The sequence below is a fragment of the Faecalibacterium sp. IP-1-18 genome (assembly GCF_023347355.1).
Taxonomy (GTDB): Bacteria; Bacillota; Clostridia; order Oscillospirales; family Ruminococcaceae; genus Faecalibacterium; species Faecalibacterium prausnitzii.
The window spans coordinates 844,720-871,595 of sequence record NZ_CP094472.1 but is presented as its reverse complement, the minus strand read 5'-3'; the positions used below and the strand labels follow the sequence as shown (position 1 = coordinate 871,595).

Below are 26,876 nucleotides of genomic sequence, written 5' to 3'. Positions count from 1 at the left end.
CAAAGGGCGCTGCTCTCGCCTGTCGGCTCGGTCAAGCGCTTCAAAATGCAACGCATTTTGAGGTCGCCACTGGCGACCCGCGCCCCTTTGGATTCTCCGTTCACATTGTCCTACGGACGATGTGATTTTATTGTTGTAGCGATTCGCTTCATCCCGGTTTCGTCCCGGTTTGCAGAATGCCCTTGCAATCCGAAAGGAGCCGTGCTATAATGCCGCTGTAATTGAATCAGAAATCTTCAGGGCAGGGTGCGATTCCCTACCGGTGGTACAGCCCACGAGCCGTAAGGCATGATTCGGTGAAACTCCGAAGCCGACAGTACAGTCTGGATGAAAGAAGATACCAAGCGCAGAGCCCGCACGGTTCTGCGCTTGTGGAGGCTGCTCTGGGATGCGTTTGCATTCTGGAGCTTTCTTTTTTGCACAAGGGTCCCTTGTGTCTTTTCGGCTTGCCCTGAACGTTTTTGTTCAGGGCTTTTTCTTTTGGAGGCGACACGATGAACGACAAAGAGTATATGCGTCTGGCTTTGCAGCTTGCAAAAAAGGGTTGCGGATGGACGTCTCCCAACCCGATGGTGGGTGCCGTGGTCGTAAAAGAGGGCAGGATCATCGGACAGGGCTGGCACCAGAGATACGGTCAGGCTCATGCGGAGCGCAATGCGCTGGCATCCTGCACCGAAGATCCACAGGGAGCGACCCTGTATGTGACATTGGAGCCGTGCTGCCATTACGGAAAGCAGCCGCCCTGCGTGGATGCGATTCTGGACGCGGGCATTCACCGGGTGGTCGTGGGTTCTGCTGACCCGAATCCGCTGGTGGCTGGAAAAGGAATTGCAATCCTGCGCGCACACGGCATAGATGTGACCGAAAATGTTCTGCAAGAGGAATGCGATGCGCTGAACAAGGTGTTCTTTCACTATATCACCACAAAACGCCCCTTCGTTTCCATGAAATACGCCATGACGATGGACGGAAAAATCGCCACATACACAGGCGCTTCCAAATGGATCACCGGGGAAATTGCCCGGAATCATGTTCAACGGCAGCGACACCGATTCCGCGGCATTATGGTGGGAGTCGGAACCATCCTGGCAGATGACCCGCTGCTGACCTGCCGGATAGAGGGTGGCCGTGATCCCGTCCGGATCATCTGTGATACACATTTGCGGACACCGCTGCAATCACAGGTGGTCATGACCGCCAAACAGGTCCCGACCATTCTTGCGACCTGCTGCGGCGACCCGGAGAAGCAGGCGGCATATCAACAGGCCGGGTGCCGGGTCCTTTGTCTGGAAGCGCATTGCGGTCATGTGAATCTTCTGCAACTGATGGAACAGCTGGGGCAGGAGCAGATCGACAGCATTCTGCTGGAAGGCGGCGGAACCTTGAACTGGTCTGCACTGGAAAGCGGCATCGTGCAGCAGGTACAGGCTTACATTGCCCTGAAGCTGTTCGGAGGAAGGGATGCCAAAGCACCCATTGAGGGTGCAGGTGTCCCGCTTCCGGATGCTGCATTCCGCCTGAAGAACAGCCGATTGGAACAGCTTGGCAAAGATTTCCTGATCGAAAGTGAGGTGGAGTACCCGTGTTTACCGGAATCGTGGAAGAAGTCGGAACAATAAAATCCATCAATCGGGGACAGCATTCCGCCGTACTGACTGTTCGTGCAAAAACGGTTCTGGAAGGAACCAGGATCGGCGACAGCATCGCCGTCAACGGCATCTGTCTGACCGTCAGGCAGCTCTTCCCGGATAGCTTTGCTGCGGATGTCATGCACGAGACCTTGAACCGCTCTGCACTTGCACAGCTCACCGTTGGAAGTGCTGTCAATCTGGAACGTGCCATGCCGGCCAACGGACGTTTTGGCGGACACATCGTAGCAGGCCATGTGGATGGCGTCGGACGCATTGCTAATATCCGAAAAGACGATACGGCTATCTGGTACACCATTCATGCAGATTCTGCGATCCTTCGCTATGTCGTTGAAAAAGGCTCTATCACAATAGACGGTATCAGCCTGACCGTGGCTGCGGTGGAACCTACGGGCTTTTCCGTGTCCACGATACCGCACACCGTCCGTCAGACGAACCTGAACCAACGGCACAAAGGGGATTTTGTCAATCTGGAAACCGATGTTGTTGGAAAATATATCGAGAGGCTGCTTCCATCAGAAACACCAAAGCAAAACACGCTCACAAAAGAAATGCTGCTGCGCTGCGGCTTTTAAGGAGAGTTTACGATGAACTTCAATACCATTCCCGAAGCTTTGCAAGACCTGAAGCAAGGAAAAATCATTCTGGTAACGGATGACCCCGACCGTGAAAACGAGGGGGACTTCATCTGTGCTGCCGAATTTGCCACCACCGAAAACGTCAACTTTATGGCGACCCACGGCAAAGGTCTGATCTGTATGCCGATGTCCGAGGCTTTCGTCCAGAAGCTGCAATTTCCGCAGATGGTGCAGCATAACACCGACAACCATGAAACGGCATTTACGGTGTCCATCGACCACGTTTCTACTTCTACGGGCATTTCTGCCGCAGAGCGTTCCATTACGGCGATGGCTTGTGTGGACGATCACGCAAAAGCAGAAGATTTCCGCAGACCGGGCCATATGTTCCCCCTTCTGGCAAAAAAGAACGGTGTACTGGAGCGCAACGGTCACACGGAAGCAACCGTTGACCTGTGCCGTCTGGCAGGGCTGAAAGAATGCGGCCTGTGCTGCGAGATCATGCGGGAGGATGGCACGATGATGCGCACCGCTGAACTGGCAAAGTTGGCAGAGCGTTTCCAGATCAAATTCATCACCATCCGTGATTTACAGGAGTACCGCAAGTGTCACGATAAACTGGTCGATCAGGTGACGGCGGTGAATCTGCCCACCAAATATGGCACCTTCAGAGCTTATGGTTTTGTGAGCCGCCTGAACGGAGAGCATCACATTGCACTGGTAAAAGGTGACATTGGCGATGGAAAGGATATTCTGTGCCGCGTCCACTCGGAATGCCTGACAGGAGATACATTTGGCTCTTTGCGTTGTGACTGCGGCCAGCAGCTGGCCGCTGCCATGACGCAGATCGAAAAAGAAGGCCGGGGTATCCTGCTCTATATGCGGCAGGAAGGCCGGGGCATCGGTCTGATCAACAAGCTGCGTGCCTATGAACTTCAGGAGCAGGGCATGGATACGCTGGAAGCCAATCTCGCTCTGGGGTTCCATGGAGATGAACGGGAGTATTATCTCGGCGCGCAGATCCTCCGGGAACTTGGCGTAAAAAGCCTGCGCCTGCTTACCAATAACCCGGACAAAGTATATCAGCTCTCCGAGTTTGGGCTGGAGATCTCCGAGCGCGTACCCATTCAGATGACTGCGACCCCGTATGACCTGTTTTACCTGAAAACGAAGCAGGCACGAATGGGACATCTTCTGGAATATTAACAACGAAAGAGGTATTTAAAAATGAAAACATTTGAAGGCAAGCTGGTTTCTCAGAATATCAAGGTCGGTATCGTAGCTGCCCGCTTCAACGAATTTATCACGTCCAAACTTCTGAGCGGAGCAATGGATGGTCTGCTCCGGCACGATGTGCAGGACGCTGATATTCATGTTGCATGGGTTCCGGGTGCTTTTGAGATCCCACTGGTTGCCTCTAAAATGGCAAAAAGCGGAAAGTATGATGCTGTGATCTGCCTTGGTGCCGTGATTCGCGGTTCTACCAGCCATTACGACTATGTGTGCAATGAGGTTTCCAAAGGCATTGCCACGGTCTCGCTGGAAAGCGGGGTTCCCGTCCTCTTTGGTGTTCTGACCACCGAAAACATCGAACAGGCCATCGAGCGGGCAGGCACCAAAGCAGGTAATAAAGGCTATGACTGTGCAGTCAGTGCCATCGAGATGGTAAACCTGCTCCGGGAAATGGATACCGCCGCAGAGTAAAATACACGCAGGAGTTTGCCATGATCGTTATAAAGACCCGACAGCCTGACCCGGAATTGGAGCAGAAGATCCGGATGCTTCTGGAACGAGAGCACATCGAGGCAGAGCAAATATCCATTGATTCATGGGAGAAGTTGGTTCTTCCGGGGCTTACACTGGACGGAATGACCCACGAAGTGTCGTGCAACGGCAGAAAAGTCTCCCTTACACGACTGGAGTTCGATTTGCTGCTGATGCTTGCCTCCCACGAAGGACAAATCTTCTCAAAAGAAGAGCTTTTCCGTGCTGTGTGGGGACAAAACTGTGACGACACCTTAAAGGTCGTGGCAAATACCGTTTCCAATCTGCGAAAGAAACTGGCCGACTGCGGAAACTTTATCCGCACTACCCACGGCGGCTATGCTTTTGTAAGCCAAAAGGAGAACGACCCGGCATGACCAGGATCTTATTTATTTGTCTCGGAAATATCTGCCGAAGCCCGATGGCGGAGTATGTGATGAAAGACCTTACGTCCAAGGCAGGACTATCCGAGCAATTTGAAATCGCATCAGCCGCCACCAGTGCATGGGAAATCGGAAATCCGGTCTATCCTCCTGCACGGCAGAAGCTGGCAGAACATGGCATCGACTGCAACGGCAAGACCGCCCGGCAGATGACCCGGCTGGATTATGCACGGTATGATCATCTGATTGGCATGGACGAAAGTAATCTGTGCGACATCCTGCGGCTTGTCGGCGGAGACCCACAGCATAAAGTCTCGCTGCTGATGGCGCATACGGATCATCCCCGTGAAGTGGCAGACCCATGGTTCACAGGAGATTTTGAAGCCACATGGCAGGATATACTGGAAGGATGCACGGCATTGCTTGAGGAACTGCGATCATAACAGATTATCATAAAAATGGACGATGTCTGCCAGTTGACAGACATCCGTCTATTTTTTTATTTCAAATCATCTTAAAATACTTCAGTGCCTCCCGGATGGCTTTTTCCTTCTCCGGCGGGCACTTAAGCTGCTTGGGGTTCTCAGCCTTAGGCTTGTTGTAGTTCTGCCGCTCCTTGATGCCGCACTTGCGCTTGACCTGTGCAATATAGAGGTTGCTCACGTTCAGACCGGTGTGCTCCTTGACGTACTCCCGGATCTCTTCATATGGAGCAGATCTATGATACGCTTCCATGTAGCACACTTCGTGTCTCTTTAGAAACCGAGGGTAACGGTCAAAGCCATCCGTTTGCACCATGGTCAAAATGCAAAAAGCGCAGCCGCAGATATTCTCTACGGCTGCGCTTCGATCCATTTTCAAAGCTTCGGCATCACTCAACGCCATATTGTTGTCTAAATAAATCAGCGACGATGTTTTGCTTTTGAGGCATCGGGCGGCCGGACGAAGCCAGACTCGCCGCCTACTCCGCGCAGAGCTCCGCCACCAGAGCGTCCATCTGCGCTTCGCTGGTTTGGTTCAATGCACCACGCAGAGACACTACCGTTTCGTAAAGGTAGATATCCTTCATCTCCTCCAATTTGGTGCGCATCAGCCGAGCGGCAGCAGGGGCCCAAGAGCCGTTTTCAATAAGGCCGATCCGGCGGTTTCGGAATCCCTTTGTCTGTAAATGATCCAAAAACTCCTTCATGGGCGGAAACAGTCCTCCGTCATAGGTGGCGCAGGCCAACACCAGTTTCCCACAGTAGAATGCGCTGGTCACGGCATAGGAAAGGTCTGTTGCCGTCAGATCGCACATGGTGACTTGCGCACCTTTTCCCTCCAGCTTGCTCTTGAGGGCCTCCGATGCGTATGCGGTATTTCCATGGATGGACGCGTGGACGATCAGGATGCCCTCCGGTTCTTCCGGTTTCCATTGTGACCAGAGATCATAGAGCCGCAGATACTTCCCCAAGTCTTCTGTGAGCATGGGGCCATGGAGCGGGCAGATCGTTTTGATCTCCAGCGCGGAGATTTTTTTCAGCAGCGCCTGCACCTGTGCGCCATACTTTCCGACGATGTTGTAATAATACCGCCGGGCCTGCGGCGCCCAGGGGGCACGGGCAGTCCGTTCCAGTGAACCGAAGCGGCCGAAGGCATCCGCCGAGAACAGGATCTTTTCCTCCTCTTCATACGCTGCCATCACCTCCGGCCAGTGTACCATCGGCGCCAGCAGAAAGCGCAGCCGGTGCAAACCCAAGGAAAGCGTATCTCTTTCACCAACCTCCAGCATACGGTCTTCCGACAATGCACCTGTGCCGAAGAACTGCTTGAGCAGGGTAAATGTTTTCGCGTTTCCCACGATCTTCATCTCCGGGTACTTTTGTGCCAGCTGCATGAGGCTGCCGGAATGATCCGGCTCCATATGTGTGACCACAAGATAGTCGGGGTTGCGCCCCTCCAACACCTGCGCTACATTGGAAAGCCATTCCTCCGCCGCCCGTGCGTCCACGCTGTCCATCACGGCGATTTTCTCGTCCAGAATGACATAGGAGTTGTAGCTCACTCCCATAGGCTGGACGGGGTACTGGTTTTCAAAGAGTGCCAATGTGTTATCATCCACCCCTACATAGCGGATGGCATCTGTTACCGTTTGAATGGTCATAATACAAAACAACTCCTTATCATCTGTTCAAGACCTGCATCTCTGGGTTCTTCTCCCCGAATTTCTCGCGCAGCGCGCTGCAGATATCCTCCCGGGACTTGCCCTGCTTCTCACCGTTTTTAATGAGCTTGTACGCCTGAAACAGCGCCGAGGGGCCGATCTCGCTGCTGAAAAAGCCGATGCCCTGATTCCATGCCAGCAGTTCGAACACGTCGTCCAACGCGGCGCTCTCCACACCGTGGATATATGCCTTTACCAGCTCCCGCGCCGCCTGCCTCATCCGGCCCGCACCGACAGCGTTGGTCAGGGACAGCAGCAGCCGCGTTTCGTAGGGCAGTACGCGCTTCTCGCTCTGCCATGTGGTCTCCCAAAAATCCACGGCGATCTGCCCCAGCTTTTCATCGATCATGGGATAGTTCAAAAGAGCCAGCGGCTTGAAGGGAGCGGAGCTGTCGCCTTCCTTCTTCTCCACACGGCAGAACCAGACATGGAACTCCGCCTCACTCCGCCGCTCGGTGTGGTGCTCGTAGCCCAAGCCCTCCATGACAGCGTACAGTGGATGCGGCTCAAAGGTCTGGATGATGTGTAATCCTTCGCCCACCTCCAACGCCTCGGCTCTTTTCTTCAGCCCTTCAAAGAAGCTGCCCTGTATATGGCGCACATCCACGGTCTGAAACCCCTGCGCCTTATTCTTCCAGTTTTCGTAGCTCATGCGGTTATTCTCCTTTCTTCACTCGATAAAACCAGATGTGATATTCGCTGCCGCTTACCTTCTCCGTGTGATGCTCAAAGCCCATAAGAGCCAGCACCGGGTACAGGGGGACAGGCTCGAAGGTCTGGATGATATGCAGTTCTTCGCCGTTTTTCAGCGCGGCAGCCTTCGCCTTCAATGCGGGGAAGAAGTCCATCTTTTTGCCCCGCACGTCCATCACTTCAAATGTGCCGATTTTGTCCTTCCAGTTTTCATAACTCATAGTCTTTGCCTCTCTTGCAGAAAGCTCACGCCTCTTCGAAGGAATCCTTACCCACGCCGTCCAGCTTAGGACAGCCCACCAGGGTGGTGTGTCCCTTGATGAACCGCTCGTGGAAAGCGGCGTAGGCGTAGGCGGTGCAGTCGGCGGCAATCAGGAGCCGTGCGCCGTCAAAATACGGGGCGTTTATCCTGATCGATTTCAATGATCCGTCGTTTCATGTTCGATCCTCCTGTTGCCTTTGTGCGTTCATTGTACTATACTAAGAGCAACAAGTCAGTTGAATTTTCAACGAAAGAGAACTTTTTATGAAAGAATTTTTTCCGGTACTTCATACGGCGGCGCTTTTCTCCGGCATTTCCGACGATGAGCTTGCCGTCATGCTCTCCTACCTTGGGGCGAGGATCGACACCTTCCCCAAAGGCTCACGCCTGCTCCGCGCCGGGGAGCCGGTGGAGGAGGTGGGTCTCGTGCTGGCGGGCAGCACCCTCATCGTGCAGGAGGATATCTGGGGAAACCGCAACATCCTCTCCAAGACCGGGCCGGGGCAGACCTTCGCGGAGGTATTCGCCTGCGCGCCGGGAGCGGTGCTGAACGTGAGCGTAGAGGCGGAGAGCGCGGTGACGGTGATGTTTCTGCACATAAGGCGCGTTTTGAGCGTGTGCCCCTCCGCCTGCTCCCACCACAGCCGGATCATCCGCAACCTGCTGGACGAACTGGCAGAGAAGAACCTGCGGCTCAACGAAAAGCTCACCCACATGGCCCAGCGCACGACGCGTGCAAAGCTGATGTCCTATTTTTCCGCCGAGGCACAGCGGCGCAGCGTCTATGAGTTCGACATTCCGTTTTCAAGGCAGCAGCTTGCGGATTACCTCGGTGTGGATCGCAGCGGGCTGTCTGTGGAGCTTGGAAAAATGCGGGATGAGGGCCTGCTCGACTTTCACAAAAGCCATTTCCTTCTCAAAACGCCGGAGACTGACCGTCCCTTTCCTTCTGCGCGTTAAGGAGCCCTCTTTGGGCGTATTGGCAAGTGCGGATAACCCCGTCAGCCACGGAGCGTCGGGGTTTTGCAGATGGAAGAAGCAGCTATACTACGCAAAAAAACACAGCCGCAGAGTACATCTGTGGCTGTGTTTTGTGTTCAGTTGCTTACTGTTGCGTGGACTGGATATGGAGAGACAACATATCTCCCGATCTTACATGGGTTTCTTATCTGCCATCACTCTGGCAGTTTGCCTTGCAGATATGTCGGCATCCCCACTGCGGTCGTATCCGGCCTGACCTTAAACATGGCTTTTTCAATCTACCTTCCTTATCGGTTTTCCGCGATATACTTCTCCGCCATGTGAACTGCCACCGCGCCGTCCGCCACGGCGGTGACCACCTGACGGAGGGGCTTCGTCCGCACGTCGCCCACGGCGTAAACGCCGGGAATACTGGTTTCCGTGGTCTCTCCGGCCACGATATAGCCGCCGCCGTCCAGCTCCAGTTGACCCACCGCCAGCGCCGTGGCGGGCTGTCGGCCCACGCTGACAAATACGCCGTCGCAGTCCACCACGCTTTCCTCACCGGTGACGGTGTCCCGCAGGCGGACGCCGGTCAGCCTGTCCCCGGAAAGCAGTGCGGAAACGACGCTGTTCCAACGGAATTCCACGTTTTCGGCCTGTGTCAGCGGCTCGTGATAGATTTTGGTGGCCCGCAGGGTGTCTCTGCGGTGGACGAGGATCACTTTTTTCGCCACGCGGCTGAGAAGGAGGGCATCTGCCGCGGCGGAATTGCCGCCGCCCACCACGACCACCGTTTTGCCCTTGTAAAACATCCCGTCGCAGGCGGCGCAGTAGGCCACGCCTCGGCCCACCAGTTCCGACTCTCTGGCCACGCCCAGCTTTCTGGGGTTCGCACCGGTGGCCAGCACCACGGTTTTCCCCAGGAAAATCCCCTCGCTGGTCTCCACGAGCTTGGGAACCGCCGTCAGATCCATGCGGAGGACTTCTACGTATTCGCTGCGTGCCCCGAAGCGCTCCGCCTGCTTTTGCATCTTCTCCGCCAGAGAGAAGCCGTCGATCCCGTCCTCAAAGCCGGGATAGTTGTCGATCTGCTCGGTCAGGGCCATCTGCCCACCGGCGGACAGTTTTTCCAGCACGATGGTGTCCAGCCCCGCCCGTGCCGCGTACAGGGCGGCGGTGTAGCCGCCCGGTCCGCCGCCCACCACGAGCATATCATAAACATGATTGTTGTTCATATCTGAACCCTCCGTTATTTCGCCAAGGCTTCCTGAATGAAACGGTCGATTTCTGCCTTTGAGCCGGGCGCGATGATGGAATCCACGGCCTTTCCGTTCCGGTACAGCACCAGAGTTGGGATGTCCTCGATCCCCTCGGCCCTCGCCAGCCGCGGCTCCTCGTCAATGTTGATTTTGCCGACGGCAAGGCTGTCCGCGTATTCCTCTCCAATCTTCTCATACGCAGGGCCGATCCTCCGGCAATAGCTGCACCAGGGCGCCCAGAAATCCACCAAAACAGGCTTTTCCTCCCGGATCAACTGCTTAAACTGCTCCTGATTCATATTCATAGCTGCCATATCTGTCAGCTCCTTTCCTTTGTTTGGGTATTCTCAAGACTCCGGTCTCGCCCCACACCACATTGTGACCTCATCCTGAGATGACGGTAGCCATATAAAAAATACCTCCTATTTTCCTTACTCAGACTCTGACTGATAGGTTCTTCCTTTCTAATGAAACATACGCTCAACCGCGGATCGACGGTCGCGCATTTCACCGTTGCCTTGCTTCCCCCCAGAGTCGTTACATGTGGTACACCGCAGCGGAGCGAAGTCCTTCCGGCAGGCCGTCGGGCGCAGCAGGTGAAAGTTCCCAGCGTACCTGCCCCGCCCACTGGGAGGCGACGGCGGAGAAGTGGAGCATGACAATACCGAGATCCAATGCGGCATCCAAATTATCGGTGTAGGCATCCTCCTGCTGCACCAAATAGATGCTGTGGTCCTGCACAAGGAAGCCATAGGGCTGACGGTTGAGATAGCTGGGGGAGAGCGAAGCGGCGTAGATGGACTGCCAGAGCATATCGTCGTAGAAGTCCATCATCTCGTCAAGCCCAGACTTGTTGCTCCAGCTCCCCATGTGAACCAAATCGTGCACGCCCTTTTTGGGCGCGTAGTACTGCTGCTCGGCCCGCACATCGATCTGAGACATACTTAGGATATTCAGCCGCAGCTTTTTTGCGGTCTTTTCCCCGTAGCCAAAGGCAACGATTGCCGCCACCTCTAACGGGGTGGCGAGAGACAGTGCCTTTTTGATTTTGTCGCTGTCGGTGAAGGTCATCCAGCAGGTGTCAATGTCCAACTCAGTCAACTTGAGGACGAGATCTTCCATCATGTAGCCGGCGTTGATGGCCGCATAGGAATGCGGGGCAGACATAAGGAGCAGGTAGTGCGGTGCTCCGATGAGAAATTGATTATAGCCCGCTGAGCTCTCCAGCGCCGGCTGTGCATCCTTGTCCAAGACGATCAACTCCGTTGCAATCTCCGGGACAAGACGGGGGCAGGTCTTTTCATAGTAGGATCGGAGCTGGCCGATAGCCTCGCTCGGAACTTCCTTTTCGCGGAATGCGCGAACGGATCTGCGATTTTGAATCATAGCGCTGTAATTCATAGTAGTATCTCCTATTCTGATGTCTTTGGTTTTCTTATAAATCGTCTATCAGTGCGGTGCTCTTGGCGTAGGCGGTACTGCGTGCCTCAAAGAAATCGGTCTTGACCATGTTGGCGTCGGCGTACTGGCTGACCCATTCCATGCTCTCCGGTTCGCTCTCAAAGCCTGGATACAATGCGGGATAGCCAAGGCTCGTCCAGCGGAGGTTGCCGAGATAGCGGATGTAATCGCTGATCATCTGCCGGTTCAGCCCTGGGATGTCGTCGCCGATTACATAATGCCCCCATGCGATCTCCTGCTCCACGCCCTCACGCATCATCTCGCGCAGCGCTTGTACGCTCTCGGCGGTGAACAACTCCGGCTGCTCCTTTTGCAGCTCCGTGATGATATTGCGGAACAGCCACAAGTGCGTGTTCTCATCGCGGTTTATGTAGCGAATCTCCTGCGCCGAGCCGGGCATCTTCCCGTTTCGGGAGAGATTGTAGAAGAACATAAAGCCGCTGTAAAAATAGATGCCCTCCAAAATATAGTTTGCCATCATCACGCGCAGCAGCGTGGGAGCGTCCTTCCGCTCCTGAAACGCGTTGTAGCAGTCCCCAATGAAGGTGTTGCGGCGCAGCAGATGCTCGTCCGTTTTCCATTGGTAGAGGATGTCATTGCGCTCCACGGGGGAACAGATGGTGTCGAGCATATAGCTGTAGCTCTGTGAGTGGACACACTCCTGAAACGCCTGAATGGACAGGCAGAGATTGACCTCGTTGGCGGTAATGTAGGCGCCGATATTAGGCAGGTTCGCTGTCTGAATGGAATCCAAAAAGACAAGAAAACTCAGAATTTTATCGTAGGCGTTGCGCTCGGCTGACAGCAGGCGGGGATAGTCCTTCACATCCTGCGAGAGATTGATCTCCTCAGGAATCCAAAAGTTGTTCATGGCCTGCCGGTACCAGTCGCTGACCCAAGCGTACTTCATATTGTTGAAGTCGTTGAGGTTAGTGGTATTGCCGCCGATCATGCGCCGCAGGCGCACATCAGGGTCGCCCTCCGGGTTAAAGAGGGGCTTTTTCTTCAGTTCCGTCATGCTATCCTCCTTATGACGAGCAGCTTTCGCAGGTCTCGACCTCAAGGGCCTTGCTGCGGACATAGTAAATGGTCTTGACGCCGGCCCTCCACGCCTCCAAATACAGTCTGAGCACCTGACGCATGGAATAGTCGTTGGTGATATAGAGATTCATGCTCTGCGCCTGGTCAATATGTCTCTGGCGAAGGCCCGCGGCGCGTACCGACCAGCTTTGGTCGATTAGATGCGCTGCCTTATAGTACCACCATGTGTCCATAGAAAGCTCCGGAGCAACGCGGGGCAGCATGCTGCCCTTTTTTTCCTCTAAGAAGAATTTCTTCATAATTGGATCTATGCCCGCCGACGTGCCGGAGAGGATAGATGTGCTGGAGGTCGGTGCGACCGCCAGCAGATAGGCGTTGCGCATTCCCTGCACCGCCACCGTTTTCGCAAGTGCCCGCCACTTTTCGGAGGTATAACCCCGCTTTTCAAAATACGCGCCCGTCTGCCAGTCGCTGCCCTCAAAGAGCGCGTAACGACCCTTTTCCCGTGCCAGTGCTGTGTCCGCCTTGACGGCGGCGTAGTTGATGAGCTCGAACACTGCGTCGGTGAAGGCAAGGTGCTCATCGCTCTCCCAGTGGATGCCGCGCTTTGCCAGCATGTGGTGGTAGCCGCTGACGCCCAAGCCGATGCTGCGGTACTTCTGATTGGTAAGCCGCGCGTATTCCAACGGGTAGAAGTTGAGGTCGATCACATTATCCAGTGCGCGGATGGCCGTTTCCACCGTGCGTTCCATATAGGCCTCGTCCTCCACCGGCAGATTACCGAGAGACAGACTCGCCAGGTTGCAGACCACAAACTCACCTGGGCGTGTGGCCGTCACCACAATTGTGTCGCCGTTCTCCGTGTGCACCTCAGTGCTGATGTGCTCGATGGGTGCCATGTTCTGCGCGATCTCCGTACAGAGATTGGAGCAATAGATCATTCCCGTGTGGCCGTTTGGGTTCATATGATTTACACTGTCGCGATTGAAAGCGAAGGGTGTGCCGGTCTCCACTGCCGAGCGAAGCACCAGCCGCACGATGTCCTTGACGGTGACGCTGCGCTTTTCGATGCGCGGGTCATTGACGCAGTCCAGATACCGCTTCTCCCATTCTGTACCCCAGTAATCCTCCAGTGCATAGCCCTTGACCGTGAGGATCTCATGCGGGCACATGAGATGCCACGGCGCGTCTATGTTCTCCTCCGCCAGTCGCCAGAAGAGATCCGGATAGCACACGGCGGGAAACACATCATGTGCCTTCATGCGGTCGTCGCCGTTGTTGGTGCGCAGTTGAAGGAATTCCGGCAGATCCCGGTGCCATGCGTCTAAGTAAACCGCCACAGCGCCCTGCCGCATCCCCAACTGATCCACCGCCACGGCGGTGTCATTGACCAGCCGAATCCAGCGGATAACACCGCCCGCCGCCCCTTGAAAGCCGCGGATGGTGCTGCCTGCAGCGCGCACCTTACCGAAGTACATCCCCATTCCACCGCCGAATTTAGAGACCTTTGCGAAGTTGTCCAGCGAGCGGTAGATGCCGTCCAGACTGTCCGGCACAGTGTCCACAAAGCAGCTTGAAAGCTGATGGTAGGGCTTTCGTGCGTTGGACATGGTAGGTGTCGCCATCGTGACCTCCATACGGCTGAGCATATCGTAAAAGCGTTTTACCCACCCCATGCGATCAGAGCCTTCGTTCATAGCAAGATGCAGCGCGATACCCAAAAACATCTCCTGCGGTGTTTCCAGCGGCACGCGGCTGCGTGACTGGATCACATAGCGTTTGAGCAGCAGGTCAAGGCCGGAGTAGGTGAACAGCTCGTCCCGTTCCGGGCAGAGAAAGTCCTCCGCCATGGCAATTTCCTCGTGGGTATAGTGGGCAAGGATATAGTCACCGTAGAGTCCCTTATCCGTCAGATAGCGAAGCTTGCCATAGAGGTCGCCGACGCCGCGCCCCTCCCATTCCTGTGCGTTGCGACAGCGAAAGGAGTGGTTCAGAAGCCGCGCCGCGATGAACTCCCACTTGGGTGCCTCTGCCGTAGTCAGCTCTACCGCCGCCTTGGTCAGTGCCTCAGCCCGCTCATCCTCCGTCATACCCAGACGACAGAAACTCTCAAACTTCATTTGAAGCGCCGCGAGGGAGTAGACTTCCTCGGTAAAATCCATCTGGATGCGGCGCAGCACCTCGTCAAGCGAGTCATCCCCCACCGTCCGCGCGATGGTATGCCGGACACGGCGCAGCGCAGACCGCTTTTCGCGGTAGAGGATGTACGCCTTGGCCACCTCATAGTGTCCGCGCTCCATGAGCGTTCGCTCCACCTCGTCCTGCACACGTTCCACGGTGAGCGGCACTGTGACGGAGAGATTGTTGAGAACGGTGGCGAGGATCTCATCCATCTCTCTGCTCCCGATCTCCTTGCCCTGTCCGTCAAACGCCTTTTTCATGGCGTTGAAAATTTTCTCCTGTTGAAAGGGAACAGACTCCCCGTTTCGTTTTCTGATCTCCATTTCGATCCTCTCATCTTCTCCGGTCACTTCTCATGTCCTTTTGAGCAAAGAGCGGGCAAGCGCACTATCACGCTTGCCCGCTCTGTTTTTGAAAGCCGGTTTTTCTGCAGCCGACGTGGTGGGGCTGTTTGTTGTCTGTTGTCTTGGTTTTGGCTTTCCTGCCAGTTACTTCATAGATTCCAGAATGGCGTCCGCCAGTGCTTCCAGCTCAGTGCGCTTGTCCGTGCCCATGGACGAGGCGAGGCTGAGCCGCTCGTTGAGCACCGTCATGTTCTTAAGCTCATTGTTGACGAATTTCTGCATGAGGTCACCGGACTTCACCGCCCATGAGCCGTTTTCAATGATGGCAAAGGTGCGGTTTTGCAGATTCAGTGCCTTCATATCCATGAGGAAGTCATGCATGGCAGGGTAGATGCCGAGGTTGTAGGTCACAGAGGCCAGGACAATGTGACTGTACTTAAACGCCTCGGAGATCAGCTGGGAGACATGAGTGGAGGACACATCGTACATCGCCACCTTGCTCATGCCCTTATCGCAGAGCGACGTCGCCAGCGCCTGCGCCGCGTTCTCCGTGTTGCCGTACATAGAGGCGTAGACGATGAGCACGCCCTGGGTCTCAGGGGCATAGCGGCTCCATGTGTCGTACTTTTCAATGAACCAGCCCAGATCCTTGCGCCACACGGGGCCGTGGAGCGGGCAGATGTACTTGATCTGATCCAAAACGCCGCCGGCCTTTTTCAGCAGGAGCTGGATGTGGGGGCCGTACTTGCCCACGATGTTGGTGAGGTAACGGCGGGCGTCGTCCAGCCAGTCCCGCTCGAAGTCCACCTCGTCGGCGAACAGCTTGCCGTCCAGCGCGCCGAAGGTGCCGAAGGCGTCGGCGGAAAAGAGGACGCCGTCGGTGACGTCAAGGGTCACCATGGCCTCCGGCCAGTGAACCATAGGCGCGCCCACAAAGGTGACGGTGTGCTTGCCGAAGGAGAAGGTATCGCCCTCCTTCACCTCGATGCACTCATGTCCGTCCACATGGAAGCCGAACTGCCGCATGAGCATGAATGCCTTCTCGTTGGAGATCAGTTTCACCTTGGGATGGCGCAGCAGGATCTCCTCGATGCAGGCGGCGTGATCCGGCTCCAGATGGTTGACCAGCAGGTAGTCCAGCTCGCGGCCATCCAGCACATACGCCAGATTTTCCAAAAGCTGGCGGCAGGCAGACCAGTCCACCGTGTCAAAGAGCACCGTCTTTTCATCCAGCAGGCAGTAGGCGTTGTAGCTTACGCCCCGGGGAATGGGAAAGCAGTTTTCAAACAGGGCCAGGCGATGGTCGTTGGCGCCCACCCAGTAGAGGTCGTTCGTTACTTTACGCACGCAATACATCTTATCTTGCCTCCTTCACGGCCTCAAGCCTTTACAAATTGATCCTTCGTCTCCGCGCACTCGGGACACACCCACTCGGCGGGAAGCTGCTCAAAGAGCGTACCGGGCGCGATCTCGCCGTCCTCGTCGCCCAACTCCGGCACATACTCGTAGCCGCAGCCGCTGCAGACGTAGCGGTCGCCGATGGGGGCGGGCTTCGGCGGCGTGGGCCGCTTCATCTTTACCATGGGCGGCGCGGGCAGCTTTTCGCCGCTATCCAGCGCGGCAGTGAGCAGGGGCAGGATCTCCTCCACATCGCCCACGATGCCGTAGTCGCAGTTCTTGAAGATAGGCGCGTTACCGTTCTTATTGATGGCCACGATGGTGGAGGCGTCCTTGATGCCCTTAAGGTGCTGGGATGCGCCGGAGATGCCGCAGGCGATGTACAGATTGCCGGTGAACTTCTGACCGGACATACCCACATAGCGGTTCAGCGGCAGATATTTGAGAGTCTCCGCCACAGGGCGGGAAGAACCGATGGCCGCGCCGACGGCCTTGGCCAGCGACTCTACCAGTTTCATGTTCTTTTTCTCCCCGATGCCCTTGCCCGCGGAGACTACCCGCTCCGCCTGCGGGATGGGCGTATCCATAGGGATGCCCACGGAGAAGTCGTGACCATCCTTCTTCAGCGCCGCCACAAGGTCGGCCACCTGCTGGGCAGCATCCCCCTCCCGGAAGATGGTCTTTTTGCGAATGCCGGTGATGGGTGCGGGTTTCTTGGCCGCCGAACGGCTCTCGCCGCCGGAGCTCTTGCCCAGCCTGCCCAACAGATGAGAGGCGATGACCACCCGCTGGATCTCGTTCGTGCCCTCGTAGAGGGTGGTGATCTTGGCGTCGCGGTAGGCCCGTTCCACCTCCATGCCCTTGAGGTAGCCGCTGCCGCCGTGGATCTGCAAGGCATCGTTGGTGACCTCCAGCGCGATGTCCGAGGCGTACATCTTCGCCATGGCGGACTCCATGCCGTAAGGCGCGTGCTGCTCCTTCAGCTCCGCCGCGGAGTAGATGAGGAACCGGGCGCAGCGCAGCTTGGTTGCCATATCCGCCAGCTTGAAGGCGATGCTCTGCTGGGCCGCGATGGGCTTGCCGAACTGGACGCGCTCCTTGGAATAGCTCAACGCGTGCTCAAACGCGCCCTGGGCGATGCCCAGCGCCTGCGCGGCGATGCCGATGCGTCCGCCGTCCAGCGTGGACATGGCAATCTTGAAGCCCTCGCCCTCCTTGCCCAATAGGTTTTCCTTGGGAACCTTCACGTTGTTGAAGATCAGCTCCGCCGTGGAAGAGGAGCGAATACCCATCTTGTCATAGTGGTCGCCGAACTCAAAGCCCTTCCAGCCCTTCTCCACGATGAAAGCGGAGATGCCCCGGGTGCCGATGTCCGGCGTAGTGACGGCGAAAACCACATAGGTGTCCGCCTTAGGGGCGTTGGTAATGAAGATCTTGCCGCCGTTGAGGAGGTAGTAATCCCCCTTATCCAGCGCCGTGGTCTCCGTGCCGCCGGCGTCGGATCCGGCGTTGGTCTCCGTAAGGCCGAAGGCGCCGATCTTCTCGCCCTTGGCCAGCGGAACCAGATATTTCTTCTTCTGCTCCTCGGTGCCATAGGCGAAAATGGGCCATGAGCCGAGGGAGACATGGGCGGAGAGGATTACGCCCGTGCCGCCGTCCACACGGGCCAGCTCCTCCACCGCGATGGCGTAGCTCAGAGCATCAAGACCGGCACCGCCGTACTCCTTGGGGTAGGGAATGCCCATCCAGCCCAGCTTGCCCAGCTTCTTGACAGCCTCATCGGGAAACTCGTTGTTCTGATCCATTAAAAATGCGAGGGGCTTGATCTCCTCCTCCGCAAAACTCCGGATCTTCGCGCGCAGCTCTTCGTGCGCCGACGTGGTTTGAAACAGCATACGGGTACCTCCTTTTAAAATTTTACAGCTTGCTTGTATCTTGGGGATCGGATCCGCCGGTCAGCAGCCTGCGCAGGCTCACGGCACGGAACGCCTCGTCCTGCTTTTGCTGCAAGGCCGCCAGCTGACAGTGGATGGTGCACCGCCCATGCTTGTCCTGCCAGCGGCATTCATATCCCGGCTCCATGCAGGCGCACAGGATGCCCCGCTCCCCCACGACCCCCATGAGATCGTAGAGGGAGGTCGCGTCCAGATCGCAGGACAGCTCGCAGCCGCCGAGAGCGCCGCGGCTCACCCGCACCAAATTGCCGGCGGAGAGCTTGCGCAGAATCTGGTAGGCAAACTGATTGGGGATCAATTCCGTTTCCGACATCTCGGCCACCGAATGCTTCTCCCCGTCCAGCAGCACCCGCAAAATGCGCAGCGCGTAGTCCGTCTCTTTGGTGATGATCATGCTCCACATCCTCTTTTCGCTTGCTTGTTAATACCATCATATCAATCTCGATAAATTTTGTCAAGATTATTTCAAAAAAAATATCGCTTTCATACAGACCGCCCCAACCCGGGTCAGCTTCGCTTTCCATTCAGCGAAAAGCCATGTTCCTTTTCATATTGACAATCTCCTGATCGGGATTGAGCTTGATTTTCATGTTCGCCACCTCTTTCTTGTTTATTGATTGTGGCTTTATCATACCGCAGGACAAAGTCTTTTTCTGTGACGAGGTTACATTGATAAAAAGGGGCTGCTGCACTGGCTTTCTTCCTTGTGCAACAGCCCCATAACGATTGATTTGGTTGATTTTTAGGGGGTTAGGTTTATCCAAATTAGTATAACACTTTTATTTTCTGTATTTTGAGGGAGTAAATCCATAATACCTTTTGAATATTTCAATCAATCTACTGGGGTTGGAGTATCCAACAATTCTTGAAATTTCCGCAATGGTGAGGTCGGTCTGAATAAGCATATGCTCGGCTACAGAGATCCTTTTCCTCTGAATGTATTCAGTAATGGACATATTATAAACTGACTTAAATAGCTTTTTCATTTTGCTTTCACTCATACATGCAATGGTGGAAAGCGTCTGCAACGTAATATTAAAACTGTAATGTTCGTCCATATAATGCGTTAGTTCATCTAATGCCTGCAAATCTGTTTTGTTAATGGGTTGGCCATTCTCTTCATTTAGTCTGTTTTCTTTCAAATATGAAGCAAGATAAGAGATGATTTCATATATTTTTACTTCTACTGTAATTCTGGACGCTTTCATGGAAAGCAGATACTCATATAGGCTTTGCATAGCATGATTAACATTTGGTAAATAGAATTTCCCTTTTTCTTTGAAAAAATCAGAAAAGTTTACTTCAAGATCACCGGAAATTTCCTGGAGATACTGATCAATAAATTCCTGGTCAAACTGCACGGTAATACATCTTAATGGAATCTGAGGATGATAAATAGCTTTATACTTTTCAGATGGTTCATAGCAGCGCAATGTATTCGGAGAAATATTTTGATACGGATAGAATTCATCTCCTGCGCCACTAATATAGAGAGCAAGTACATAACCAGACCCAATATGTTCTCCGACCATAGTTTCCTGGTTAAATCTTATATCTGTCACTGTAATGATGAAATCGTGGTGAACCTCACTCGTCCATTGAAATCCGGTTCCATATTTTGGGTTGATCTTATAATATGTTCCGTACTCTATTGGATTCTTTATCGATTCAACAAAGAAATCATCTCGTTCAACTTCTATCATTGGCTCCTCCCAAGGATACCTCGTTTAGATTTATTAATACCTTGTTTAGACTTTATATCTGTTTTGTCCTTTACAGTTAGCTACATCTAATTATAATGAAAGAGCTGATGTATGTCAAACCGTTTTTAAGCAAAAAGAGGTGTATATTTGAAGTCAATGCGCAGTTTATATAAAAAACTATTTCATTATGTCCCAGATAAAAGAATTTTGGCATATTTCTCCATGGCACTATCTGCCGCTGCCGTCTGCTCATATATGGGAGCATATTGGTTTCTGTGGCGGTCCATTGTGTCTATTCTGGTTATTCCCGTATATGAGAAGGCTATGTATGACGCAATTATTGTAGTCATACTTATGATTTTACGAGGCATTCTCAACATTGCATCGGCAACGTGTTCCCACTACTTAGGCTTCCGGCTTGAAACAAACTTAAGGAAAAATGGGCTTCATAAATTATTGGATGCCTCTTCTTCCTTTTTTGACCATAACAGCTCTGGAGAAATTCGAAAAATTATTGATGATAACGCAGCAGAAACACACAAAACAGTGGCCCATTTGATTCCGGACAACGTCACTGCTGTTATGACGCCGGTGTTAATGTTTGTGCTGATGTTTGCAATAGACTATCGCCTTGGTATTCTCCTGATTCTTACAACTGTGATTGGTGTTCTTCAGTATCGTAAAATGTCCGGTGGTACTGAATTTCTGTCTGGCTATTCAGCGGCGCTTCAAAAGATGAGTGCGGCAACAGTAGAATATGTCAGAGGAATGCAGATCATAAAAATCTTCGGTGTAACTGTACAGTATTACAAAACTCTGATTAACTCGATCAAAGAGTACAAACAGTACGTCTATCAGTATAGCCTCAGCTGTAAGAATCCCTACGTTGGATTCCAGGTTCTGTTCAACGTGTTTTATGCTTTTGCTGTACCAGCCGCAGTTGTATTCATCAGCTATGGAGAACCTGCTATGCTAATCCTGGCAAAGATTGTTTTCTTTGCTGTGTTCTCCGGAGCTGTATTTACTTCTTTCACATCGATCATGTTTACGGGGCAGGATAACTTTGGCGCACAAAATACGCTGAATCAGCTTGATGAGCTGACTACTTCTATGGATCAGGCAAAGCTTCCACATGGAAACGAAGAGACCTTCCAAGATTTCAATGTTGAATTTCGTCATGTTGACTTTAAGTATGATGACAACTTCGTGCTGAAGGATTTCAGCCTGACACTTCATCAGAATAAAACTTATGCGCTCATCGGGTCTTCCGGGGGAGGAAAATCTACCATTGCAAAGCTGATTTCAGGTTTTTATCCTGTCGATGGCGGCGAAATTCTGATTGGTGGAAAGAACATTCAGAGTTATTCTGAAAAAGCTCTCATTCAGAACATCGCATTTGTTTTCCAGCGCAGTCAATTACTAAAGACCTCAATTTACGAAAATGTCCGAATCGGAAATCCTCAGGCAACACGGCAGCAGATTATGGATGCACTTGACGCAGCGAACTGCACATCCATCCTTGACAAATTCCCCCAGCGGGAGATGACCGTCATAGGGGCAAAGGGCGTATACCTTTCCGGTGGTGAGGTGCAAAGGATCGCCATTGCAAGGGCTATTCTAAAGAATGCGAATATCGTCATTATGGATGAGGCTTCTGCAGCTGCAGATCCGGAAAATGAATACGAGTTGCAGCAGGCTTTCCAAAAACTGATGAGGGGCAAAACAGTTATCATGATTGCACACAGGCTGTCCTCTATTCAGAATGTAGACCAGATCCTGTTTGTCCAGAATGGAAAAGTTGTGGAACAGGGAACCCACAATGAACTGATGGCCTGCAATGGACGTTATAAGGATTTTCAGGATGTATACTGCAAGGCAAATCAGTGGAGGTTGGCATGATAAAGACATATCTAAAAAGAGCCTTCCAGCTGAGTGATTCGGGTGTGAAGGGCCTTGCAAAATCAATCTGGTCATTCTTTCTCTATTATGTTTCTTTTGTACCGCCGATGATCTGTGTTTTTCTGTTTGCAGACAGGCTGTTGAATGGAAATGCCGGGAAACCGGTGGTATATCTCCTGTTTATGCTGGCAGCGACCCTGGTGATGTACTTAGTTATTAACTATAACTATAAAACGACCTATGATGAAACCTACCAGGAATCTGCAAATTTAAGAATTGATCTGGCGGAACAGCTTTCCAAACTGCCCCTATCCTATTTTTCAAAGCACAATTTGTCTGACCTTGCTCAAACAATCATGGCAGATGTGGCTTCGATTGAGCATGCTTTTGCGAACGCAGTGGCTAATTCCATAGGGTTTGCAATTTACTTTTTGGTTATCAGCGTAGCCCTTCTGATCATGAATTGGAAATTAGGTCTCTGTGTATTGCTTCCCGTTCTTACTTCTGCTTCGGTTCTTTTCTTGACAAAGAAACTGCAGGTCAGAGATGTAAATAAACATTATGATAAGTTGAGAGATATTTCCGAAAGCTTTCAGAATGCAATCGAACTGAATCAGGAAATTAAAAGCTATGGGTTGAAAGAAAAAGTAGAAGCTCAAATGGACCAGCAGTTGGATGAGTCAGAAAATCTTCAATGGAAAGCTCAGATCACCCAGACGATTCCTGTTACAATCGGCCAGACTTTATCTATTCTTCCTATTGGAATCACGGCGACTGTTGGCCTTTCAATGCTCGCCTCCGGTCAGGTAAGTATCCTGATTCTTCTGGGCTATATTATTATGGCGGCGAAACTCAGCGGGGCCATGGGTGGTGTTTTGCTCTATCTGACGGAAATCTTTTATTTGGACGCAAGAATTGCCCGGATTGGTGAAATCAAGAATCATGAACTTCAGGGTGGAGAAAAGGCAGTCCTTTCAGATTTCAATGTAGAAATAAAGGATGTTTGTTTTTCCTACCAGAAAGACACCCAGGTGATTCGCCATGCATCCTTTACGGCGGAGCAAGGACAGGTAACCGCATTGGTCGGTCCCAGCGGCTGCGGAAAAACAACAATGCTTAAGCTCATCAGCAGACTATATGATGCAGATTCCGGTACCGTTCAGATCGGAGGAACCGACATACGAGAAATTCACACTGATAGCTTGTTCAAGTATGTTTCCATTGTTTTTCAGGAAGTCATTCTATTTAATACTTCTATTATGGAAAATATTCGCCTTGGGCGGCTGGATGCTTCTGACGAAGAAGTAATACGAGCTGCAAAACTGGCTGGTTGCAATGAGTTTGTCAGCCGTCTGCCAGACACCTACCAGACAATAATCGGGGAAAATGGAGCCAAACTCTCCGGCGGAGAACGTCAGCGGCTGTCCATTGCCAGAGCAATCCTGAAGGATGCTCCAATTATCATTCTGGATGAGATTGCTGCATCGTTAGATGTGGAAACAGAAGTCCAGATACAGACTGGATTAAATCATTTGATTCAAGGCAAGACCGTGATTGTTATTTCACACAGACTGAAGTCTATTGAAAATGCAGATAAGATCGTCGTTATGAAAGCAGGTACGGTAGAAGCCTGCGGAAAACATGCTCATCTGCTGAAACAGTCGCCCACATATAGAAAGATGATTGAAAAGTCCAATCTGGCAGAGAAATTTAACTACTAAGCAGGTTACCCTTCAGATGCAGACCGCACTGTAGGGTAACATAAAGGCATTTGATTAACTATGTCTAACTGATTTCTGATGTGAGGAGGTGCATTATTTGAAGAAATATATTGGAAAAAGGATCATTAACTTCCTCATTGTGCTGGTAGGCGTCAGCATTCTAAGTTTTTTGTTGATTGCTTGGTCCGGAAAAGATCCTGCAGAAATTATTGCACACCGAGGCGTATCCAATCCTACGCCGGAACAGATTGAGATGATTCGGGTGGAAATGGGATTGGATCAACCTCTCCCTGTGCGATATATTCAGTGGCTTTCCGGAATGTTTACAGGAGAACTTGGGACTTCTTTGACCACTCATCAACCGATTGTAAAGGATCTGCACAAGTATCTGGCTACGACCACATCTCTTGTAGGGATGGCCATTCTATGGATTATCGTACTCACCGTTCCGATTAGTTTGCTCTGTGCCAGAAAGCGGAACCGCCTTTTCGATCAGGTTACCAGAGGCATTACTATCTGCGGTATTTGTATGCCAACTTTCTGGCTGGGATTCCTTCTTCTACTGTTCTTTGCGATTCATCTGAAATGGTTCAGTGTCTTACCAAGTCCAGGTTGGAGGGGCTTTTTACTACCTTCATTTGCCCTGGCGGTCCCCAGTTCGTGTTCACTCATCCGAATTATGCGTTCCTCTCTTCTGGCTGAATTATCTTCTGATTATGTTCGGTTTGCAAAAGCCCGTGGACTATCTGCCAACAGAATCCTGGTATGCCACATTCTGCGAAATGCCTTACCGCCTGTTGTTACAATTTTCTTTCAGCAATTCGGCTTTCTAATTGCCGGAGGGGCGGTAATCGAAAGTGTTTTTTCAATCAAGGGAATCGGAACTTATCTGGTGGACAGTGTGATTGCAGCAGATACGATTGCAGTTTCTACCTGTATAGTCGTCATTGCAGCAATTTTTGTCGTCGCAAATTTCATGGCAGACATAATCAACCGTCTGCTTTGTCCATGGATGGTGAGGGAAGAAAATGATACATAAGCTACTCAAAAGGCCGCAGGCAATTATCGGTCTGTGCCTGATTGCTATTGTGATTGTGATTGCGATTGCAGCACCTGCTTTTTCGCCTCACGACCCTGAATTGGTGAATTTATCGCAAAAGTATGCTCAGCCTGACGCAGAATACCCTCTTGGAACAGATCAATTGGGCAGGTGTACCTTATCAAGGCTGCTGTATGGAGCCAGATATTCCATCGGAATCAGTTTACCTGTGCTGCTGATTTTGTCTGTGATTGGTCTGATTGTCGGTACTTTTAGCGCCTGTGCTGGAAAAAAAGCAGACCATTTCATTACTATACTCTGTGATGTGTTTATTGCTTTTCCTTCTCTTATCATTGCTATTGCTGTTATAGGCGTTCTGGGGAACGGACTCCAAAACATTGCCGTTTCTGTTGTGATAGCGACCTGGGCTTGGTTTGTTCGTGTTGTCAGATCTTATTCCGTTCAAGAAATGGGTAAAGATTATATCTTGGCAGCCCGGATTTCTGGGTGCAATACAGGAAAGCTGGTCTTCAGACATCTGATTCCTAACATTCTGCCACAGTTTCTTGTGTATGTTTCCACTGGTGTCGCTTCTTCCATCATTATGGTTTCCAGCTTTGCTTTCCTCGGACTTGGCCTTCCCTCCGGCACACCGGAATGGGGTGCCATGTTAAATGATGCCAGGACAGCGCTTTACTCTCATCCGGAATTGCTAATCTATCCAGGCTTGTGCATCTTCGTAACGGCAGCAGGCTTCAATTTATTTGGAGAAGCACTCCGTGATATTCTGACGCCGGAGGAGGACAGCCTATGATGCCATCACTTATAATTGATCATTTAAGCATTAATCTTCGGCCAGGCACGGATAACTTGGTTTCTGAAATATCCTTTGCAATCAAAGAAGGAGAGTCTTTGATCTTGTTAGGCCAGTCAGGCAGCGGCAAAACAATGACCTGTAGTGCGGTGCTAAACTTATTGGACCCTAAAAAATTTAAGGTGTCGGGTTCCGTTTTCTTCGGCGAGACTGATCTTTTGAATTCGTCAGAAAAGCAGAGACGAGGAATATACGGAAACCAGATTGTCTATATCCCGCAAAATCCAATGACTGCATTGGACCCTTCTATGCGTATTGGCAGACAGATGGATGAAACGCTACGGCTTCATTCCGACAAATCCCGCCAGCAACGTTACAACTATATTCTGCGGCTTCTGCATGATGTAGGCTTAGATGATCCTGACAGGGTATACAGAGCATACCCCCATATGCTTTCCGGAGGAATGCTTCAGCGTGTCATTATCGCAATGGCTATGATGCTTGATGCAAAATTCGTGCTTGCCGATGAGCCAACAACTGCTTTGGATGTGATTCACAGAAATGGAATCATAGATTTATTTTCGCAGATGAAAGCAAACGGTGTTGGGATTCTTATGGTAACTCATGATTTCGCAACAGCTCTTCAATTAGGTGGAAACATATTGGTGATGAAGGAAGGAAAAATTATAGAATCCGGTGAAGTTCAATCTGTCTTCGATCATACCACAGAACCTTATACAAGGTCGCTGATTGAAGCTTACTCCCTTTCCTATGCTTTCACGAAAGGGGCGGAATCATGATTAAAGTCAACAACCTATCAAAAGAATTTCACGAACAAGGCACAAGCAACGAGCTTCTGGCCGTTGATCATGTAGATTTTACTATTCAGAATGGTTCATTTTGCGCTTTGGTAGGAGAAAGCGGATCTGGTAAAAGCACTTTGGCTCAGCTCATGTGCGGTCTTCTGGTTCCATCTTCTGGAGAGGTACTGTTTGAAGGAAAAAACATTTCCCTCTGCCGGGGCAAGCAAAAGCAGGTACTGCAATCTAAAATACAGCTGATTCTTCAGGATGGCAAGGGAGCAATGGACCCTCGCTTTACGGTATATCAAATCATTGCAGAGCCAATTCGCAATTTCAGAAAACTCAGCAAAAAGGAAGAAGAACGGGAAATCAATGATCTTCTTACCATGATGGAGCTTCCCGAAGAGATCAAGCTGCGAAAAGCTCATGAGCTATCCGGTGGACAACAAAAACGTGTATGTATTGCAAGAGCGTTAGCGGCTCAACCGGATGTGTTGATTTTTGATGAAGCAGTCAGTGGGCTGGATGTCCTGGTTCGTAAACATATTCTTGATTTGCTGAAGCGACTCCATCAGGAGCGAAAAATGACTTGCTTTTTCATTACCCATGACCTGGACGTTGCGCTATATCTTGCAGACCGTGTAATGGTGATGCGCTGCGGTAAGATTATCGAAGACCGTACATTTCACGGTTCGACAGACTGCTTTACACATCCGTATACCAAGCTTCTGCTGCATTCTATTGCTCCATATTTGGGTTAAAC

27 protein-coding genes, 1 pseudogene and 1 riboswitch are annotated in these 26,876 nt (G+C 51.9%); of the genes and pseudogenes, 13 read left to right on the top strand and 15 right to left on the bottom strand.

The features are described 5' to 3' along the window. Nucleotides 1-228 precede the first annotated feature (228 nt). Nucleotides 229-343: riboswitch (FMN riboswitch) on the top strand. Nucleotides 344-494: 151 nt separating this feature from the next. From ribD to MTP43_RS04115, 6 genes are read left to right on the top strand one after another with little or no spacing between them, the layout of a single operon-like run. Further along, entirely contained in the window at nt 495-1,619 is a 1,125-nt protein-coding gene (ribD, locus tag MTP43_RS04140; RefSeq protein WP_113621371.1) for a bifunctional diaminohydroxyphosphoribosylaminopyrimidine deaminase/5-amino-6-(5-phosphoribosylamino)uracil reductase RibD, read from the top strand. Beyond that, nucleotides 1,583-2,224 (top strand): riboflavin synthase, encoded by a 642-nt coding sequence (locus MTP43_RS04135; protein ID WP_154261081.1) that lies wholly within the window; start codon nt 1,583-1,585, stop codon nt 2,222-2,224. The genes ribD and MTP43_RS04135 overlap by 37 nt, the downstream gene beginning before the upstream one ends. A 12-nt stretch (nt 2,225-2,236) precedes the next feature. Continuing rightward, nucleotides 2,237-3,433, top strand: a complete 1,197-nt coding sequence (locus tag MTP43_RS04130; protein ID WP_117530188.1) for a bifunctional 3,4-dihydroxy-2-butanone-4-phosphate synthase/GTP cyclohydrolase II — start codon at nt 2,237-2,239, stop codon at nt 3,431-3,433. A 21-nt stretch (nt 3,434-3,454) separates the two neighbouring features. After that, nucleotides 3,455-3,931, top strand: a complete 477-nt coding sequence (ribH, locus tag MTP43_RS04125) for a 6,7-dimethyl-8-ribityllumazine synthase (protein ID WP_097781396.1) — start codon at nt 3,455-3,457, stop codon at nt 3,929-3,931. A gap of 20 nt (nt 3,932-3,951) precedes the next feature. Then, nucleotides 3,952-4,368, top strand: coding sequence for a winged helix-turn-helix domain-containing protein (locus MTP43_RS04120; protein WP_117530189.1), 417 nt, complete (start codon nt 3,952-3,954; stop codon nt 4,366-4,368). Continuing rightward, nucleotides 4,365-4,817: a low molecular weight protein-tyrosine-phosphatase gene (locus MTP43_RS04115; RefSeq protein ID WP_005944118.1), complete on the top strand. Its 453-nt coding sequence runs from the start codon at nt 4,365-4,367 to the stop codon at nt 4,815-4,817. The genes MTP43_RS04120 and MTP43_RS04115 overlap by 4 nt, the downstream gene beginning before the upstream one ends. 61 nt (nt 4,818-4,878) lie before the next feature. Here MTP43_RS04115 and MTP43_RS04110 read toward each other — a convergent pair whose 3' ends face one another. The 5 genes and pseudogenes from MTP43_RS04110 to MTP43_RS04090 all read right to left on the bottom strand — a co-directional run. After that, the gene (locus MTP43_RS04110; protein ID WP_112090720.1) at nt 4,879-5,109 is read right to left on the bottom strand and encodes a 23S rRNA methyltransferase; all 231 of its coding nucleotides are present in this window, start codon (nt 5,107-5,109) and stop codon (nt 4,879-4,881) included. 226 nt (nt 5,110-5,335) lie between these two features. After that, entirely contained in the window at nt 5,336-6,517 is a 1,182-nt protein-coding gene (locus MTP43_RS04105) for an FprA family A-type flavoprotein (RefSeq protein ID WP_112090706.1), read from the bottom strand. Nucleotides 6,518-6,536: 19 nt separating this feature from the next. After that, nucleotides 6,537-7,229, bottom strand: a complete 693-nt coding sequence (locus MTP43_RS04100) for a DUF2249 domain-containing protein (RefSeq protein ID WP_097771453.1) — start codon at nt 7,227-7,229, stop codon at nt 6,537-6,539. A gap of 4 nt (nt 7,230-7,233) precedes the next feature. Then, nucleotides 7,234-7,491 carry a DUF2249 domain-containing protein gene (locus tag MTP43_RS04095; protein WP_249235103.1) on the bottom strand — a complete coding sequence of 86 codons (258 nt, stop codon included), beginning with the start codon at nt 7,489-7,491 and terminating at the stop codon, nt 7,234-7,236. A 52-nt stretch (nt 7,492-7,543) separates the two neighbouring features. Next, nucleotides 7,544-7,681, bottom strand: a pseudogene (locus MTP43_RS04090) (ferredoxin); the annotation flags it as partial. Nucleotides 7,682-7,796: 115 nt separating this feature from the next. Between MTP43_RS04090 and MTP43_RS04085 the strand changes: the two are divergent. Continuing rightward, nucleotides 7,797-8,492: a Crp/Fnr family transcriptional regulator gene (locus tag MTP43_RS04085; RefSeq protein WP_113621372.1), complete on the top strand. Its 696-nt coding sequence runs from the start codon at nt 7,797-7,799 to the stop codon at nt 8,490-8,492. 308 nt (nt 8,493-8,800) lie between these two features. On the opposite strand, the gene trxB is transcribed toward MTP43_RS04085, so the two are convergent. The 10 genes from trxB to MTP43_RS04035 form a co-directional block, all read right to left on the bottom strand. Next, nucleotides 8,801-9,730, bottom strand: a complete 930-nt coding sequence (trxB, locus tag MTP43_RS04080) for a thioredoxin-disulfide reductase (protein WP_112090704.1) — start codon at nt 9,728-9,730, stop codon at nt 8,801-8,803. 14 nt (nt 9,731-9,744) lie between these two features. Continuing rightward, nucleotides 9,745-10,068 (bottom strand): thioredoxin, encoded by a 324-nt coding sequence (gene trxA, locus MTP43_RS04075; RefSeq protein WP_112090703.1) that lies wholly within the window; start codon nt 10,066-10,068, stop codon nt 9,745-9,747. A gap of 223 nt (nt 10,069-10,291) precedes the next feature. Then, nucleotides 10,292-11,155 carry a nitroreductase family protein gene (locus MTP43_RS04070; RefSeq protein ID WP_117528185.1) on the bottom strand — a complete coding sequence of 288 codons (864 nt, stop codon included), beginning with the start codon at nt 11,153-11,155 and terminating at the stop codon, nt 10,292-10,294. Between the two features lie 34 nt (nt 11,156-11,189). Continuing rightward, nucleotides 11,190-12,233 carry a ribonucleotide-diphosphate reductase subunit beta gene (locus MTP43_RS04065; RefSeq protein WP_112090701.1) on the bottom strand — a complete coding sequence of 348 codons (1,044 nt, stop codon included), beginning with the start codon at nt 12,231-12,233 and terminating at the stop codon, nt 11,190-11,192. 10 nt (nt 12,234-12,243) lie between these two features. Next, the gene (locus MTP43_RS04060) at nt 12,244-14,760 is read right to left on the bottom strand and encodes a ribonucleoside-diphosphate reductase subunit alpha (RefSeq protein WP_154266016.1); all 2,517 of its coding nucleotides are present in this window, start codon (nt 14,758-14,760) and stop codon (nt 12,244-12,246) included. 165 nt (nt 14,761-14,925) lie between these two features. Next, nucleotides 14,926-16,137, bottom strand: coding sequence for an FprA family A-type flavoprotein (locus MTP43_RS04055; RefSeq protein WP_005946385.1), 1,212 nt, complete (start codon nt 16,135-16,137; stop codon nt 14,926-14,928). 23 nt (nt 16,138-16,160) lie between these two features. Next, nucleotides 16,161-18,074, bottom strand: a complete 1,914-nt coding sequence (locus MTP43_RS04050) for an acyl-CoA dehydrogenase family protein (RefSeq protein WP_117528187.1) — start codon at nt 18,072-18,074, stop codon at nt 16,161-16,163. A 22-nt stretch (nt 18,075-18,096) separates the two neighbouring features. After that, nucleotides 18,097-18,528, bottom strand: a complete 432-nt coding sequence (locus tag MTP43_RS04045) for an RrF2 family transcriptional regulator (RefSeq protein ID WP_015536758.1) — start codon at nt 18,526-18,528, stop codon at nt 18,097-18,099. Between the two features lie 130 nt (nt 18,529-18,658). Beyond that, nucleotides 18,659-18,898, bottom strand: a complete 240-nt coding sequence (locus MTP43_RS04040; RefSeq protein ID WP_147323046.1) for a hypothetical protein — start codon at nt 18,896-18,898, stop codon at nt 18,659-18,661. A gap of 15 nt (nt 18,899-18,913) precedes the next feature. Continuing rightward, entirely contained in the window at nt 18,914-19,837 is a 924-nt protein-coding gene (locus tag MTP43_RS04035; protein ID WP_112090697.1) for a helix-turn-helix domain-containing protein, read from the bottom strand. A 156-nt stretch (nt 19,838-19,993) separates the two neighbouring features. Here MTP43_RS04035 and MTP43_RS04030 point away from each other — a divergent pair, with 156 nt between their 5' ends. The 6 genes from MTP43_RS04030 to MTP43_RS04005 all read left to right on the top strand — a co-directional run bounded on the left by MTP43_RS04030 (nt 19,994) and on the right by MTP43_RS04005 (nt 26,874). Further along, nucleotides 19,994-21,736, top strand: coding sequence for an ABC transporter ATP-binding protein (locus MTP43_RS04030; RefSeq protein WP_162789054.1), 1,743 nt, complete (start codon nt 19,994-19,996; stop codon nt 21,734-21,736). Beyond that, nucleotides 21,736-23,457 (top strand): ABC transporter ATP-binding protein, encoded by a 1,722-nt coding sequence (locus MTP43_RS04025; RefSeq protein WP_205334591.1) that lies wholly within the window; start codon nt 21,736-21,738, stop codon nt 23,455-23,457. The genes MTP43_RS04030 and MTP43_RS04025 overlap by 1 nt, the downstream gene beginning before the upstream one ends. A gap of 97 nt (nt 23,458-23,554) precedes the next feature. Further along, nucleotides 23,555-24,496, top strand: coding sequence for an ABC transporter permease (locus MTP43_RS04020; protein ID WP_113621377.1), 942 nt, complete (start codon nt 23,555-23,557; stop codon nt 24,494-24,496). Further along, complete coding sequence (locus MTP43_RS04015; RefSeq protein ID WP_098924537.1) at nt 24,486-25,310, top strand: ABC transporter permease; 825 nt, start codon at nt 24,486-24,488, stop codon at nt 25,308-25,310. The genes MTP43_RS04020 and MTP43_RS04015 overlap by 11 nt, the downstream gene beginning before the upstream one ends. After that, the gene (locus MTP43_RS04010; RefSeq protein ID WP_112090693.1) at nt 25,307-26,110 is read left to right on the top strand and encodes an ABC transporter ATP-binding protein; all 804 of its coding nucleotides are present in this window, start codon (nt 25,307-25,309) and stop codon (nt 26,108-26,110) included. The genes MTP43_RS04015 and MTP43_RS04010 overlap by 4 nt, the downstream gene beginning before the upstream one ends. Continuing rightward, the gene (locus MTP43_RS04005; RefSeq protein WP_112090692.1) at nt 26,107-26,874 is read left to right on the top strand and encodes an ABC transporter ATP-binding protein; all 768 of its coding nucleotides are present in this window, start codon (nt 26,107-26,109) and stop codon (nt 26,872-26,874) included. Before MTP43_RS04010 ends, MTP43_RS04005 begins: the two co-directional genes overlap by 4 nt. The last annotated feature ends 2 nt before the right edge of the window (nt 26,875-26,876 follow it).

Bases quoted from the DNA above. Each gene is read 5' to 3' on its own strand.
- ribD (WP_113621371.1), top strand. From the start codon at position 495: ATGAACGACAAAGAGTATATGCGTCTGGCTTTGCAGCTTGCAAAAAAG.
- MTP43_RS04130 (WP_117530188.1), top strand. From the start codon at position 2,237: ATGAACTTCAATACCATTCCCGAAGCTTTGCAAGACCTGAAGCAAGGA.
- ribH (WP_097781396.1), top strand. From the start codon at position 3,455: ATGAAAACATTTGAAGGCAAGCTGGTTTCTCAGAATATCAAGGTCGGT.
- MTP43_RS04120 (WP_117530189.1), top strand. From the start codon at position 3,952: ATGATCGTTATAAAGACCCGACAGCCTGACCCGGAATTGGAGCAGAAG.
- MTP43_RS04115 (WP_005944118.1), top strand. From the start codon at position 4,365: ATGACCAGGATCTTATTTATTTGTCTCGGAAATATCTGCCGAAGCCCG.
- MTP43_RS04110 (WP_112090720.1), bottom strand. From the start codon at position 5,109: ATGGAAGCGTATCATAGATCTGCTCCATATGAAGAGATCCGGGAGTAC.
- MTP43_RS04105 (WP_112090706.1), bottom strand. From the start codon at position 6,517: ATGACCATTCAAACGGTAACAGATGCCATCCGCTATGTAGGGGTGGAT.
- MTP43_RS04100 (WP_097771453.1), bottom strand. From the start codon at position 7,229: ATGAGCTACGAAAACTGGAAGAATAAGGCGCAGGGGTTTCAGACCGTG.
- MTP43_RS04095 (WP_249235103.1), bottom strand. From the start codon at position 7,491: ATGAGTTATGAAAACTGGAAGGACAAAATCGGCACATTTGAAGTGATG.
- MTP43_RS04085 (WP_113621372.1), top strand. From the start codon at position 7,797: ATGAAAGAATTTTTTCCGGTACTTCATACGGCGGCGCTTTTCTCCGGC.
- trxB (WP_112090704.1), bottom strand. From the start codon at position 9,730: ATGAACAACAATCATGTTTATGATATGCTCGTGGTGGGCGGCGGACCG.
- trxA (WP_112090703.1), bottom strand. From the start codon at position 10,068: ATGGCAGCTATGAATATGAATCAGGAGCAGTTTAAGCAGTTGATCCGG.
- MTP43_RS04070 (WP_117528185.1), bottom strand. From the start codon at position 11,155: ATGAATTACAGCGCTATGATTCAAAATCGCAGATCCGTTCGCGCATTC.
- MTP43_RS04065 (WP_112090701.1), bottom strand. From the start codon at position 12,233: ATGACGGAACTGAAGAAAAAGCCCCTCTTTAACCCGGAGGGCGACCCT.
- MTP43_RS04060 (WP_154266016.1), bottom strand. From the start codon at position 14,760: ATGGAGATCAGAAAACGAAACGGGGAGTCTGTTCCCTTTCAACAGGAG.
- MTP43_RS04055 (WP_005946385.1), bottom strand. From the start codon at position 16,137: ATGTATTGCGTGCGTAAAGTAACGAACGACCTCTACTGGGTGGGCGCC.
- MTP43_RS04050 (WP_117528187.1), bottom strand. From the start codon at position 18,074: ATGCTGTTTCAAACCACGTCGGCGCACGAAGAGCTGCGCGCGAAGATC.
- MTP43_RS04045 (WP_015536758.1), bottom strand. From the start codon at position 18,528: ATGATCATCACCAAAGAGACGGACTACGCGCTGCGCATTTTGCGGGTG.
- MTP43_RS04035 (WP_112090697.1), bottom strand. From the start codon at position 19,837: ATGATAGAAGTTGAACGAGATGATTTCTTTGTTGAATCGATAAAGAAT.
- MTP43_RS04030 (WP_162789054.1), top strand. From the start codon at position 19,994: ATGCGCAGTTTATATAAAAAACTATTTCATTATGTCCCAGATAAAAGA.
- MTP43_RS04015 (WP_098924537.1), top strand. From the start codon at position 24,486: ATGATACATAAGCTACTCAAAAGGCCGCAGGCAATTATCGGTCTGTGC.
- MTP43_RS04010 (WP_112090693.1), top strand. From the start codon at position 25,307: ATGATGCCATCACTTATAATTGATCATTTAAGCATTAATCTTCGGCCA.
- MTP43_RS04005 (WP_112090692.1), top strand. From the start codon at position 26,107: ATGATTAAAGTCAACAACCTATCAAAAGAATTTCACGAACAAGGCACA.